Source organism: Paenibacillus sinopodophylli, assembly GCF_005930355.1.
GTDB lineage: Bacteria > Bacillota > Bacilli > Paenibacillales > Paenibacillaceae > Pristimantibacillus > Pristimantibacillus sinopodophylli.
In genome coordinates this window covers 1,811,204-1,825,727 of sequence record NZ_VDBO01000001.1, presented here as the reverse complement: position 1 = coordinate 1,825,727, position 14,524 = coordinate 1,811,204, and the positions used below count along the sequence as shown (strand labels likewise).

The window sequence follows — 14,524 nt, the reverse complement described above, 5'->3', positions numbered from 1 at the left end:
AGGTAGCAGGTGATGGGAGAAACAAGGGGGGTATGTAGGATGAAGCGTTTGGCATTCAGCACATTGCCATGCGAAGGATGGTCCTTGGATGAGATGATTGCCTTGGCGCAGACATGCGGTTTTAACGGGATGGAGCTAAGAGAAGGAGTGATGTGGGGAATCTCTACCGAAATGACTCTGGATGAGCGGCATGCGACTTTACACAAATTGGAGCAGGCTAATATGTGTATAACAAATATTGGATCTGGAGTCTGTTTTACCGGAAATGCTGGGGATACAGAGCAATTCAATACTTTTAAAAAGATCATTCAGCTTGCTCATGATTTGAAGGCTGGTAGCGTGCGAATATTTCTTGGTTATTTCAATAACCGAAGTGATAATCCTGTTCCAGTAATTCCATACTCGGAGCTTGCAGCTCAGATCAAGATGGCATGCGACTATGCAGCTGAATATGGTGTTCAGGTCTGGATTGAAACTCATAATGAATTTGCCACTGGGCGATCGCTGCGCAGGCTGCTGGATGATGTGGACAGGCAGAATTGTGCCGTTATTTATGATATTATCCATCCGTTAGAGGAATCTGAAATGCCTACTGAGACCATTGCCATGCTCGGATCGCAGTGTGTACATGTACATATAAAGGATGGCATTCCGTTTGATGATCCGATGGAGCTTAGCTGGAGGTACACAAAGGTTGCTGAAGGCGAGGTACCGATTGCTTCAATAGTAAATCAACTTGAGCAGGCAGGCTACAACGGCTTTTACTCGCTGGAATGGGAAACCACATGGCGTAAGGAGCTGCAGGTTCCTGGTATGGAGCCTTCAATCATTTTCCCAGCCTATGTGGACTATATGCGTGAGATTTTCCAGACTCGAATGAAATGAGGGGTGCTTAGTGAAAACATTAATTGCGATTGCTAATGCTTCATTACGTGAATTATTTTGGCAGGAGGCTACTGTAAACAAGCTTTCCAGCTTTTCCAAGGTTGATTTTATAGCATTAGGTGAGGCATTCACGAGTGATGACTTAGCTGAGCGAATCGGTGATTACGATGCTTGTATCACGACATGGGGTTCGCCGCTCTTTACACCAGAGGTGCTTAAGCGTGCTCAGAAGCTAACGTTCATCGGTCATGGAGCAGGCAGTGTTGCATCAATTGTCACAGAAGATGTGTTTAATACTTCAATTGCTGTGACTTCGGCCAATACCGTGCTTGGTCTTTCGACTGCGGAGTGTGCAGTCTCTCTCATATTAGCAGGAGCATGGAATCATAAAGTCTTTAGCACCACGCTCAAGCAGGGGCAGTGGAGCAACAACAGCCGCGATACAACACTTGGTGTAACAAGAAGAGTCGTCGGCTTGGTGGGCTACGGCGAAATTTCCAAACATGTGATACGAATGCTGAAACCCTTTCATGCAAAAGTCCTCCTAAACTCCAGCTACTGTTCACAGGAGGAAGCGGTCGCTCAAGGCGTCGAGCTTTGCGAGTTGAATGAGCTTTTCGAGCGCTGCGATATTGTTTCGATGCATAATACGTGGACACCTCGCACGCAAGGGATGATTGGGGCGGAGCAGCTGAAGAAGCTGCGTGACGGAGCGCTTTTCGTTAATACCGCACGTGGTCCGATCGTCGAAGAGCAGGCACTGGTGCAAGAGCTCCGTACGGGACGGATTCATGCAGCTCTCGATGTTTACCATCATGAACCGTTGACTGCGGATCATGAGCTGCTTGCAATGCCAAATGTCCTTTGTTTACCGCACATCGGCGGCTTTCACGGGTTGCTGAAGCGCGAGCTTTGCGAGTTCATTGTCAATGAGCTGCACCGATTTGTGCAGGGCAAAGCCTTAGTCGGTCAAGTTACGCTTGATCAATATCGCAGGTTGACTCCTTGGTGAGGTTAACCGGTGAAGGATAAGGTTTGATATAAATATAGAAGTAGGCAGCGAAAACAGACGATGATAAAAAATCGTCTGTTTTTTTGTTACAGCAGACTGTCTGAATTCATTCACAGAGACTATATATTTGGTATTCTAACTCATCCAATTTATCAGATTTTCATTATTTTTATGGTTTTCATTAAAAGGGTGAAGGACTAAGAATAACAGCGATATTCATGATGGAGTAAATCTAATATTGTGAGGGAAAGGGGTGAGATTTCACATATGAACACAGTCAAACAGCCTATACATCGGTTACATCAGAGATTTGATGTTGAAATTGAACAGGCTGCATCATCAGAAATGATCATTTGTCATCATCCGATTTACATGAAAGTTCAACTTAGACTGGAGAAAAGGAGTATGGAGCTAATATGAATCAATCCAGTATAAATCCTCCACCAGTAACCGTACTTTCTAAGCTCCCAGTGCCTAGTAGAGCAAAGAAGCTTAAAGACAGATTGTGGAGAGAGCGTTATTTATTTCTTCTATTAATGCCGGGTCTGCTTTATTTTATCGTTTACCGATACATTCCAATGCTTGGCAACATTATTGCCTTTCAGGACTTTAGCCCATTTCGTGGGTTTCTGAACAGTGAGTGGGTAGGGCTTCAGCATTTCAAGACCATATTCAGTGATCCAGAAGTTGTTCGCGTATTGTGGAATACACTTTGGTTATCCTTTTTGCAAATTGGCTTTGCTTTTCCCGTTCCAATCATTCTGGCAATCATGCTAAATGAGGTTAAGAATGAGCGGTACAAGCGTATTGTACAGTCCATTGTGTACTTACCACATTTCTTATCCTGGGTTGTTGTAATCGGAATTGTGACCATATTCCTCAAGAATGAGGGCATCGTTAACCGCATACTTAGCCCAATGTTAGGCATAGAACCGATCTCATTCCTCCAGCAGCCTGGATGGTTCATGCCCTTGGTTATATTAGAAGTCATCTGGAAAGAGGCGGGATGGGGAACGATTATATTCCTGGCTGCTCTGTCTGGCATTAATCCGAGCTTATATGAAGCAGCGGTTGTAGACGGAGCGAACAGATGGCGGCAGATCTGGCATATTACGTTACCAGCATTACGCAGCACGATCGTCATTTTGTTTATCCTTCGACTAGGTACGGTACTTGATTCAGGCTTCGAGCAGATATTCCTAATGATAAATCCCTTTACGATGGATGTTGGGAATGTGCTTGATACGTATGTCTATTTCAAAGGGATTCAGAATGCGGACTTTAGCTTCGGAACCGCAGTAGGGTTATTCAAGAGTCTAATCGGATTAATTCTAATTCTCGCTGCGAATCGGTTAGCTAAAAAATATGGAGAAGAAGGCGTCTTCTAATAGATTTGTATGTATGTACCGAAGATCAAAAGGTAGGTGTCGATCTATGATTAATCAGAAATCTATGTCAGAGCGATTGATTGACATAATAAATATCATTTTGCTTGGCTTGCTGGCATTAATGATGCTTTTCCCATTCTATTATATCCTTACAATCTCTTTTACTTCCTATGAGGAGTATAAGCTGAGCGAACTAATTCTATGGCCGGATAGATGGGTTACCGACGCGTACACCTACATTCTAAATTCCAAAGAGTTTATTCATTCGATTGGTGTAACCATTTATGTGACTGTAGTTGGAAGCCTTGCCAATATCATTTTGACTGCAACGATGGCCTATGCTATAACTCGTAATATATGGGGCCAGAAGGTGTTTTTGTTTCTAGTACTCTTTACTTTTATATTCAATGCAGGTATGATTCCAACCTACTTGATCGTCAAAGCTACTGGACTCATTAATAGCTATTGGGCCTTAATTATTCCTGGTGCGATTAATTCGTTTAACCTTATTGTCATTCGTCAGTTCATACTCAGTATTCCGAATGAATTAAACGAGGCCGCTTTAATTGATGGAGCGAATGATCTGCAGATTTTCACACGAATCGTATTGCCTTTATCCAAGCCAGCGCTTGCCGCATTCGGATTATTCTACGCAGTAGGGCATTGGAACACTTATTTTAATGCCATTCTGTATTTAAATGAACCATCCAAATGGACTGTACAAGTTATCCTGAGACAAATAGTTATTCTTAACGACACGACCAATTCACTTGCTTCAGCTGCACGAGATGCAGCGAAATCAGGCATTCTGCCTCCCGGGGAAACGATTGGGATGGCGGCTATTCTATTAGCGACCTTGCCTATCTTAATTGTATATCCCTTTCTGCAAAAGCACTTTGCGAAAGGGGTGATGCTCGGTTCCGTTAAAGGCTGATCGTTTCTAAGTGGACAGAACCTAAAGGGCGTCGAAGGAAAGGGTAACAAATATACTAGGAGGGTTCATACAAATGAAAAATCTACTAAAGATAGGGCTGGCTGTATGTTTGACTACAAGCTTGGCTGCATGCTCAACGAGTACAAAGTCAAACACAACAACTACAGATTCACCTGCATCCAATAGCGAAGCAGCAAAGACGATCACCATTTCTTCTATAGAAGGGACATGGCAGATTCCTCTAAGTGCAACTGGAGAAGGGCTGAAGAAGCTAAACGAGAAATTCAATGTGGATTACAAGCCACAGTTTGTCCCTTACGATGAATATGGAACCAAATTACCGGTTGTTATGGCTGCTGGGGATTTGACAGATGTCGTTGGAATGGAGAGTGCAGATGCCAATTTCTTCAAATGGGTAAAGCAAGGAGCTTTTCTTCCGCTGAATGACTACATTGATAAGTATCCGTCGCTAAAGCTTGTTCCAAAAAATGTATGGGATGCGGTTACCGTTGACGGCAAAATTTATGCAATTCCGCAATACTTCCCTGCAAAATATAGCAAGAAGCCTGTGATTCGCCAAGACTGGCTGGATAATCTCAATCTTAAGATGCCGACAACCTATGAAGAGTTGAAGAAAGTGGCGATTGCATTCACGAACGATGACCCGGACAAAAATGGAAGAAAAGATACTTACGGAATCGGGTTATCCAAACAAATCGTATATGGCGCTCATATGGGTGCTCAGTGGGATTCTGGCTGGTATAACAAGAACGAGCAAGGACAATTAATTCCAGGCATCATTTCTGAAGGGTTCAAGGAGCAGACTCAATTGCTCGCGGACTTGTACAAGGAAGGAGCGATTCACAAGGACTGGGCAGTCTCGAAAAATACCGATATCCGTACTGACTTCTATGCTGGCAAATACGGGATTTGGTATGAACAGCCCATGGGAGTGGATCAAGTACTGTTCGAGGGCATGAAGGAGCAGATGCCTACAGCGGAGGTTGCCGTTATCCCAGCTTTCAAACAAGCGGATGGCGAACAAGGGTACACATCGCTTCCAGGTTATTATACGCTGACGATGCTGAATGCTAAGATCCAGAACGATCCGGATAAAATTGATCGAATTCTGCAAATGCAAGATTACTTCCGCACATTCATACCTGTTGATAATCGTAACCCGCAGAATCCTGACTTTGACTGGTTAAACGGCGGCGAAGGCGTGGGCTATGAGATGGTGGACGGAGTCATGGCCTATGATGCAGCACTATATGACAAACGTCCTAGCAGTTATTTTAGTGGTGTACCTGGCTGGGCACCTACTGATGAAGCAAACGAGCCTGGCAAATTAGTGACTAATCCATATACCCAAAGCTTCGTGAATGCGACTGTAGAATTGTTGAAGAACTCCAAGTTCTATATTAATCCTGTAGACCGTATTCATTCAGAGGTTCTCTCGGCAAAAGAATCGGAGCTGAACCTGATTGCTCAAGAATGGCAAACGAAAATGATTGTAGGCCAGGAGCCCGTGTCTAACTGGAGCAAAATGGTGGACGAATACATGAAAAAAGGCGGCAAAGAAATGATTGACGATGTAAATAGAGTGTTAGATGAATCAGGTATTAAAGGAGAATGGAAATAGCATAAATCATCTGGAGCAAAAGCCCGTATACGTCAAGTCAGGCCTTACGGGCTTTTGTAATCGTAGCTTGAATGCGTAATTCGTATTTGAATAGTCTTAGAACAAAACAATAGGCGTTCATCATTTAATGTATACGCTTACATTCGAACTGCTCACGTTTTAGTTTTATTCCAGCCGTTTTTATTACTTTTTGAAAAGGGGTTAATTAAATGATCAAACGTAATTGGCGATCATGTCTTCAGCTTTTCTTATCCTTTCTCATCGTCTTCTCCTTATCTGATGGTTTACTAAGTGGTCAGGAAGTTCAAGCGACTGCGGCTTCATTATCAACCTTGGACACTCCAGAATATGTGGACGATAACTCTTCGACACCGGTGAATTTAGTGGTGAATCCAGGATTTGAATCGGGAGATTCAGGCTGGGAATTCTGGGATGATGCCACCTCCGTGGTTAATAGCAGTGCCCACAGTGGTACACAAAGCGTTAAGGTAAGTGCCGGAGATACAGGATTTGCACAGACTATTACCGTAGGCGTTGAAGAGAATGAAACCTACTATTTCGAAGTCTATGGGAAGGTAGATGGCGGTCAACAGGGTCTCATCAATGTTAGCTCTCGTGATGTAGATAATATGGAGCTCCTTACGACCTCCATGCCAAATTTCACAGCGGCAACGCCAGACTATAAGCTGCGATCTAAAACCTTCACTACACCGCCCGGTACAGAGAAGATTGTCATCTGGACATGGACCAATAATCCTACAGGAAATTATTATTTGGATGATTTTTTGCTAAAAAAACGGAACGATACACCATCAATTGATAATCCATACCCAGCTCCCCCTGTACTGCCGCCAGCCGAGCATCCACGTCTATTCGTTAGGGCGAGTGATCTAGATGAGATCCGCAGCCACCTCATGCAAGCTGAAGTAAAAGATGCATGGGATCGCATGCTGGATGCGGCTGAACAAAGCTATACTGGAGTGCTTCCAGCTCCAATCTCAGGAAAGAATAATATGAATGAAGCGATTATGAAGACCATTCAAGCCAAGGCTTTATTGTATTTACTGCAAGAGGACGAAACAAGTGGTGCACAGGCCGTCAGCATGATGAGCAATTATTTGGATACTGTCGTCTTCCCGCTATACAATTACCGTCCGATGGGTGAAGCCATTACTCTGGGGTCCATTATCTATGACTGGTGTTACCCACTGATGACTCCAGAACAGCGGACGCATTTCATTCAGCGCTTTATAGCTATAGCCGAAGGGATGGAAATTGGATTTCCTCCAGTTGAACAAGGAGCTGTGGTCGGACATGGCAGTGAAGCGCAATTAATGCGAGATCAGCTAAGCGTCGGTATTGCGGTTTATGACGAGAATCCGGCTATCTATAACCTAGTAGCTGGGCGTTTCTTCGCTGAGTACGTGGAGCCACGTAACTATGTATACACTTCTAATGCTCAGCATCAGGGTGATTCCTATGGACCATATCGATATCAATGGGATGTATTTGCCGCATGGATATTCAAGCGAATGGGTGTGGGAAATGTCTTTAATTCCAATCAGCAGATGACTCCGTACGAATGGATTTATGCGCGTCGTCCCGATGGTCAGCTCATGCGCAATGGTGATACGTTTCAATCAGGAAGACCATTAGGTGAATATTGGTTTGATCCAATGACTAACATGCTGCCTGCCAGCTTCTATAGTGATCCTCATTTGAAGAATGAATTTATGAGGCAAGATCGTTACAACAAATCATCCAAGGATGACCTTTGGCTTATTTTATTTGATGACCCACAATTGGGGACCGTAAATGAACAAACACTACCGCTGACTAAATATTTTCCCGAGCCTTCTGGCCAGATGACTGCACGTACGGGCTGGGCTGGCGGTATACAGTCCTCTACTGTCGTTGCGACGATGAAGGTTGGAACCACTTGGTTCGCTAACCATCAGCATCTGGATGCTGGACAATTCCAGCTCTATTACAAGGGCGGCCTTGCTATCGATTCGGGAATCTATGAAGGGATTAACGGAGGGTACTACGATTCCCATGATCTTAATTACAATAAACGAACGATTGCCCATAATACGATGTTAGTCTATGATCCAAACGAAATCTTTCCAGCTGTTTCGAATGATGGCGGACAGCGCTTTGTAGGAGATGGTGATGAACCTGCTACGATACAAGACTTGGATAATTATAAAGTTGCTGACGTCGTTAAACATCAGTTCGGTCCAGATACAATTACACCGGATTACAGCTATATAAAGGGAGATCTTACTCATGCGTATACCTCCAAAATGGAGGATTTCAAACGTTCCTTTGTGTTTCTAAACCTGAAGAATGATGAACATCCCGCTGCGCTTATCGTATTTGATAAAGTGACATCTGCTGATGCCAACTTCAAGAAAACGTGGTTGCTGCATAGCGAGAACGAACCTGACATTTCAGGCGATACAGTGACCCTTACGCGAACAGAGAATGGTTACAATGGCAAGCTGGTCAATCGTACTCTACTGCCGTTAAGTGATAATGCTGAAATCACTAAAATTGGCGGAACAGGTAACGAGTTTGTCGTCGATGGCGTTAATTATCCGCAAGAGCCTTGGTCTGAGGACAGTACAGAAGCGGGAGCTTGGCGTGTAGAGGTTTCTCCTAAGGACAAAACCGAAACGGATGTATTCTTAAATGTCATGCAGGTGATGGATGCGATTGGCGGACCTGTGCCGCTCGCTACAGAGTCGATTAGCTCTAACGAGATGGTCGGTGTGAAAATTGAAGATCGGGCTGTGCTATTTTCCAAAAGCGGTGTTGATATCACGAGCACGGCAAGCTTTGAACTGCCAGCCTCAAACAACGATGTCCGTGTATTGGTGACAGACCTAAGCACGGGCTATTGGACGGTAACGAAAGCTGGGGAAACGTCATCCGTTGAATATGAAGTAACGCCTGATGAGGGTACGTTATATTTTGCTGCTGAAACGGGAGGCACTTATACCCTACAGCATTCTCCAACAAGAACGTTGTCCGTACCTGCAGCGCTTGTAACGATACCGTTGCAAGCGGAGAAGGATGCCGTAGTTATGCAAGTGAATGGCGATGAATTCGCTTATAATTCAGAGTTGGTCTTAAATAATGGTCAGGTAATCATTCCCTATGAACGGTTAGCTGATGAGCTTGGTCTGACAACTGATCTGCAAGGATCGTCCTTGACTATGAGTCATCGCGGAACAACGGTTGCGATGTCTATCTCTAGCACGGCGATAACCATTAATGGTCAACCCGCAACCCTACAAACACCGGTAACCCTAAGGAATGGAGTGGTTTACATTCCTCTTGAAGTCGCCTCTATAGCTCGATGGGCGATGGTGAATTGGGATGAGTTTTCGCGAAAAGCGAAAGTATCTTCGATTCAGCCGCTAACCGAATATAAGGTTGTTGAAATTGAATCCAGTACGAACGCAAATATCGCTTTACAAGCAGCTGATGGCGATCTGAATACCGTATGGACGGACAGTGTGCCCGGCGCCTACTTGGTCTATGATCTCGGTGAAACTCGGAGTTTCAATCATATCGATCTCGCCTGGCTCAACGGACAGGATCGTTATTACCAATACCAGCTGTTGACATCAACTGATGGAATTAATTGGACATCCATATACACAGGAGAGAGTTTCAGAAGTGATGATAGCTATGAAACGACGTACTTTAACCCTGTATCTGCTAGATACGTTAAGCTAATTGGGAATGGATATCGCTCAGATCTAGGAGTCAGCGGTGAAATATCGCTCAAAGAGATGCGAATTGCTACACCTTATTACGCGGTTGAGGCTGTAAGGTCCTCTAGAGGTAAGGGGGAAGAGGTCATTGATGGCAATTTGGGAACCATGTGGACCTCTCAAGGTAAGGGGTCATGGATTGAATTTGATTTGGGAGGATCTTACTCGGTAGCAGGACTAAGCAGTTCCTGGTATCAAGGAGAAAAGCAGTTCTTCGATGTGCTGGTCTCGGATGACCAAAAGCAATGGACGACTGTATTCCAAGGCAGCAACAGTGGAGCAAGGGGCATGGAAGATCACTTCTTCACACCGATCGTAGCAAGGTATGTTCGGCTTGTAGGGAAAGGTGAATGGAATACAATATGGGAAGCAGTCTTGCACAAACCAGCATCAACACCAACACCGACAGCAACGCCAACGGCAACGCCGACAGCGCCACCGACCGCGACGCCAACGGCAGCGCAGATAGCAGCACCGACCGCGATGCCAACGGCAACGCCGACCGCATCAGCTTTGCCGTTCTATAATGCAAAGGTAAGTATAGAAGTTGTGAAGGCTATAGTAGAAAAGGCGAATAATGTACAGCCAATTACATTCAAGGATGTACCTAAAGGTGCTTCATTTGAAGAAACCATCGAGCTTGCAACTAAGCTTGGCATCGTAAAGGGGGATGCAGGCGGTATGTTCCATGCCAATGCTTCTGTAACTAGGGCAGAGTTTGCCACTATGTTAGTAAGGGCACTTGGTTTAGAAGGAACAAGTAACTCGAACTATAAAGATGCCAAGGGGCATTGGGCAGAAAAAGAAATTATGACACTACAAGCAAGCGGTATTACTAATGGTTATTTGGATGGATTATTCAAGCCGAATCAAAGCATCACTAAAGCGGAGATAGTGTCCATGCTCTCCAAAGTAATCAATACGACAACTTCTCCAAAGCCATCTAAGTTTAATGATGTGTCTGGCAGCTGGGCGGAGAGTGCGATTGATACATTATTTGATATCGGTATTGTAAAGGGTGATAGCGATGGTTCATTCAAGCCTCAAGCTAATGCTACTAGGTTAGAGTCGCTGCTAATGATTATGCGTATGCTTAACACTAGTCTTGGTTTATCACTTGACATAGAATCGTAATCTCGTAGGATGCTGCTGATGCGGCAGGTACTGTTCAAATAGTGGCTGCCGCATTGTTTCACATGGATTTGTGTATTTCATTTAGAGGGAGCTGCAAATGAAAACAACGAAGCAAGTTAACAACCTATTGCCGCTATTTTCTTCTGATAAATGGAAATCGTGGACACCTAGGCAGGAAATAGCACCGATATTTAATAGGAGATTAGATCATGACGATACGTGGCTTAGCCTATCTTCTGTAGACGCTTTTCACGCTTACGGCGCTTGGTATTGTGAAGTCAATGACGTACTTGAGGGTACTTCATATGAAATCATGGCTGAATATGAAACGAAGCAGATTAATTATGAATCGGTATCCGTGAATATGATTGTCACTTGGATGGATGAAGTCGGCAAATGGTTGGGGAGAGAGTATGTCGATACTTATGAGGCTGCGGAAGATGGTCTTTCAAGACTGAAGAAGGTATTGGACGCCCCAGTAGGATCAGAAACAGTGAAGATTGAACTTGAATTTCGTTGGGCCACAGGCGGCTCAGTTATTTTTAGGAAAGCATCACTTTGTCCAGTTGAGTCAGCTAGGCCACGTCAGGTTAAGCTGATGACCACCTATATAAATCCATATGGTGAGCATAGATCAGATTTGTCTGCTAATGTACAGGAACTGCTGGATACGCTAGAGCTTGCAGGGCTCGAACAACCAGATCTAGTTTGTTTATCAGAGACCTTATATGATCGATCCTCAGGTTATAGCGTTCAGGAGGTTGCGCAAGCTCTGAATGGTGAGTTAGTGCAAGCTATCTGTCGAAAAGCAAAAGAAATTCGTTCCTACGTTGTGTTTAATTTTTATGAAAAAGATAATTGTAATTATTATAATACAAGTGTTTTAATTAACCGGAGCGGAGAAGTTGCTGGTATGTATCGCAAGGTTCATATTCCGTTGTTTGAAGCTCAGGATGGTGTAACACCAGGAAGTGATTATCCCGTTTTTGAAACGGATTTCGGAACAGTTGGTTTACTCATTTGTTGGGATCAGAGTTTTGTGGAATCTGCTCGTTGTCTGAGGTTGAAAGGTGCAGAAATTGTCTGTATTTCTACGGCAGGCGAATCGAAGATTCAACAAATAGCTCGTGCAGTCGATAACGGCATGTATGTCGTAGTTGCTGGAATTAATGGTGATATCGTAGATGGAGGATCAGGTAAATGGATTGCTGATCCTAGGAGTAAGCCCAGTCGAATCATTAATCCTAATGGAGTAGTTTTAGGTGAAATTGGTCCTGATGATTCTAAAGTGTTAGGCATCGAAATCGATTTAAATGCCAAATTCATGGAATATTGGATGTCGGTAGGGCCAGCTTTTGGAGATAAACGCAACTTGTTTGCTCGTGAAAGAAGGCCGGATACGTATTAGAATGATCTGATATTACAAGAGAATGGAACATGCATGTAGCAAAAGCCTGTACACAAGAGCATGGCTGTGTATGGGCTTTTGCACAGCTTATTTCGTCGCTTAAGGTAACTTGCTTTTACGGAATTCGCTAGGTGTGGAGCCTGTTAGCTTTTTAAACATACGGTTAAAGGAATTAATGTTCTGATAGCCTGCAGACTGTGCAGCATCTTGGATACGAATGTCTGAGTTAAGCAGCAGAATCTTGGCCTTATTGATTCGGACTGAATTTACATAATCTACGAAGTAATCGCCGGTTTTTTCTTTGAAATACGTTGATAAGTAACTGCGTGAGATATTCAGCTTTTCCGCTACAGCATCCAACGTAATTTCCTTATCATAATTCTCTTCAAGATATTCATAAACAAAGTGAATAATATGATCCCGCTTTTCCTTGAGTTCTTTAATTAGAATAGCAGAGCTCTGAATCGTAGAAGAAAGTATGGAGTCGAGCTGCTCATAGTTATAACAAGTCTGCAATTCTGTAAGCGCATGTCGCACGCAGGTAGGGTCTATATTTCGTTGTTGAACAATCTTCTGTGTACGCTGCACGATGGATTCAGCGAATTGAAGGACATTCTGCGCAGTTTCATTACGCTTTTTCATTTTCCCCAGCACGCGTCTTACCAGTTGAATCACATCGGTATCATTCCCGCTGAATAGATTTGTATCTAATTCTTCTTCTTGAGCCTGTGTCAATTGAATATAATCCTCTGAACTCTCTATATCTAAAATAATCTGAGTCTCGTCATTGAATTTGCGCTTTTTAAGCTGCTCAAGGCCGGCTTGATAAGCCTCATTCCAATCCGCTATACCACCTGCAGCTGTAATCGTCAGAAAGCAGTATTTTTTCTCGGCCTCTAGCACATAATTAATTTGCTCAAGGGTGAGTCCGATATTCGGATCACTCATTTCTGAGAATACAATCGATAAGATTTGATCTTTCTCCATTTGAAAGGTTAAGGAATCAGAGTAGGTTTCCGTAATAATTCGATTAACATATTCTCTGATGAAAGAAGTTGCACGCTCCTCATCCACCTCTATTTGATGCAGCATTGACTTGTAACTTACCTTAAACAATAGCAGGACAAATGGACGATCAGATGGGATCCAAGGGGAGTTATCTCCATTCTGATGACGAATTTTCTTCAGCATGTTGGAATAAGCGTAATATTGAAGGAGTGACTCCTTCTCAGACATATCCTGGTGAATATCTCGGCTGGTTTTCAAAATATCACTTATTTTATTATGAATGATGTTGAATTCCTTAATTCCACTTATACGTGGCTCAGTGATGTTCCATTTTTGCATGGCATCAATAATCTGTTTAACGGGTCTATTGATGCGTACGCTAAGCAGGAAGGAGGCGAGCACACTTATAGCAATGGTAAGGATAAGTAATAAAACGAATGAGAAATTCCATCTGATCTGACTCGAGATCGTTGTATCTGGAACCACATGAATATAAGTTAAGCCACTCGTACCCTTCATATAAAAGTAGTAGATGCTATCTTGTATGACATATCCCGACTGCTCCGTGAACTTGGGCAAAGAGATTTGTCCAGAGCGTGAGGAGGAATACAATTGCTGATTCTGATCATTTAGAATATAAAATTGGTCATCAATCGTTTGTCGCAGCTCAGAGTAAATCATGTCTGCATCGGCCATAGCGATTAAATAGAAGTTCGGAATTTGGTCATTCTTGACGATAATGGGAAGTAACATTCGTTCTCCCACTCGTTGATTAGAAACGATCTCAGCAAACGATGACGAAGGAAAAACTTGGAATTTATTAGGTTGTGTGAATTGATCGTTCCAGAATGAAGCACTGTAATCTTGACTGTTGTAATAGCGTTCAAACATGACATCCATATCTGCTCCTCGGCCTTTCTCGAGAACAAATCCGGATTCTTGGTGCATCATGATCACATTATCCAAGTATAATAATCGATTTGATAAAAAAAAGTTGAGCTTCTGCATAGTGGAAGCCGCATTTACATAATCAATCGAATTTCCTTGTATTCCCTGCAAATCTAATGAAAAAGTTAGAACTGAGCTGTGAATCATTGCAATTAGATTCTCATAGTTTTCGGTTATTTTTTGCATGCTGAGCGTATTGTATTTAATAACTTCATCTTTAATACTTTCCTTGTAGAAGACTACAGAAAATAAAATAAAAGATACCAATAGCGCAATAACGATTAGAAAACTGACTAGCAATCGAATAAACAAAGAGGATGTCTTATCCTTGAGCCTGAATGGAGACCACATTCCCATAGGGGACTTAACCACTGACATCT

At 43.2% G+C, this 14,524-nt stretch carries 8 protein-coding genes; 7 read left to right on the top strand and 1 reads right to left on the bottom strand.

Features of this window, described 5'->3' with window-relative positions:
* Positions 1–39 precede the first annotated feature (39 nt).
* The 7 genes from FGT79_RS08245 to FGT79_RS08215 all read left to right on the top strand — a co-directional run bounded on the left by FGT79_RS08245 (position 40) and on the right by FGT79_RS08215 (position 12,188).
* On the top strand, positions 40–885 hold the full coding sequence (locus tag FGT79_RS08245; protein ID WP_171056126.1) for a sugar phosphate isomerase/epimerase family protein: 846 nt from the start codon (positions 40–42) through the stop codon (positions 883–885).
* A gap of 10 nt (positions 886–895) precedes the next feature.
* Positions 896–1,897 carry a hydroxyacid dehydrogenase gene (locus tag FGT79_RS08240; protein ID WP_138752212.1) on the top strand — a complete coding sequence of 334 codons (1,002 nt, stop codon included), beginning with the start codon at positions 896–898 and terminating at the stop codon, positions 1,895–1,897.
* 536 nt (positions 1,898–2,433) lie between these two features.
* Positions 2,434–3,285, top strand: coding sequence for an ABC transporter permease (locus FGT79_RS08235; protein ID WP_425465008.1), 852 nt, complete (start codon positions 2,434–2,436; stop codon positions 3,283–3,285).
* A 46-nt stretch (positions 3,286–3,331) separates the two neighbouring features.
* A complete protein-coding gene (locus tag FGT79_RS08230) occupies positions 3,332–4,219 on the top strand; it encodes a carbohydrate ABC transporter permease (RefSeq protein ID WP_138752210.1) in 888 nt (295 codons plus the stop codon).
* 73 nt (positions 4,220–4,292) lie between these two features.
* On the top strand, positions 4,293–5,861 hold the full coding sequence (locus FGT79_RS08225) for an extracellular solute-binding protein (RefSeq protein WP_138752209.1): 1,569 nt from the start codon (positions 4,293–4,295) through the stop codon (positions 5,859–5,861).
* A 209-nt stretch (positions 5,862–6,070) separates the two neighbouring features.
* Complete coding sequence (gene hepB / locus FGT79_RS08220) at positions 6,071–10,780, top strand: heparin/heparin-sulfate lyase HepB (protein ID WP_138752208.1); 4,710 nt, start codon at positions 6,071–6,073, stop codon at positions 10,778–10,780.
* A 97-nt stretch (positions 10,781–10,877) separates the two neighbouring features.
* Entirely contained in the window at positions 10,878–12,188 is a 1,311-nt protein-coding gene (locus FGT79_RS08215) for a carbon-nitrogen hydrolase family protein (protein ID WP_138752207.1), read from the top strand.
* A gap of 99 nt (positions 12,189–12,287) precedes the next feature.
* Here the strand turns inward: FGT79_RS08215 and FGT79_RS08210 are convergent, their stop codons facing one another.
* Complete coding sequence (locus tag FGT79_RS08210) at positions 12,288–14,522, bottom strand: helix-turn-helix domain-containing protein (protein ID WP_138752206.1); 2,235 nt, start codon at positions 14,520–14,522, stop codon at positions 12,288–12,290.
* Positions 14,523–14,524 lie beyond the last annotated feature (2 nt).

Bases quoted from the DNA above. Each gene is read 5' to 3' on its own strand.
- FGT79_RS08235 (WP_425465008.1), top strand. From the start codon at position 2,434: ATGCCGGGTCTGCTTTATTTTATCGTTTACCGATACATTCCAATGCTT.
- FGT79_RS08230 (WP_138752210.1), top strand. From the start codon at position 3,332: ATGATTAATCAGAAATCTATGTCAGAGCGATTGATTGACATAATAAAT.
- FGT79_RS08210 (WP_138752206.1), bottom strand. From the start codon at position 14,522: ATGTCAGTGGTTAAGTCCCCTATGGGAATGTGGTCTCCATTCAGGCTC.
- hepB (WP_138752208.1), top strand. From the start codon at position 6,071: ATGATCAAACGTAATTGGCGATCATGTCTTCAGCTTTTCTTATCCTTT.
- FGT79_RS08245 (WP_171056126.1), top strand. From the start codon at position 40: ATGAAGCGTTTGGCATTCAGCACATTGCCATGCGAAGGATGGTCCTTG.
- FGT79_RS08215 (WP_138752207.1), top strand. From the start codon at position 10,878: ATGAAAACAACGAAGCAAGTTAACAACCTATTGCCGCTATTTTCTTCT.
- FGT79_RS08225 (WP_138752209.1), top strand. From the start codon at position 4,293: ATGAAAAATCTACTAAAGATAGGGCTGGCTGTATGTTTGACTACAAGC.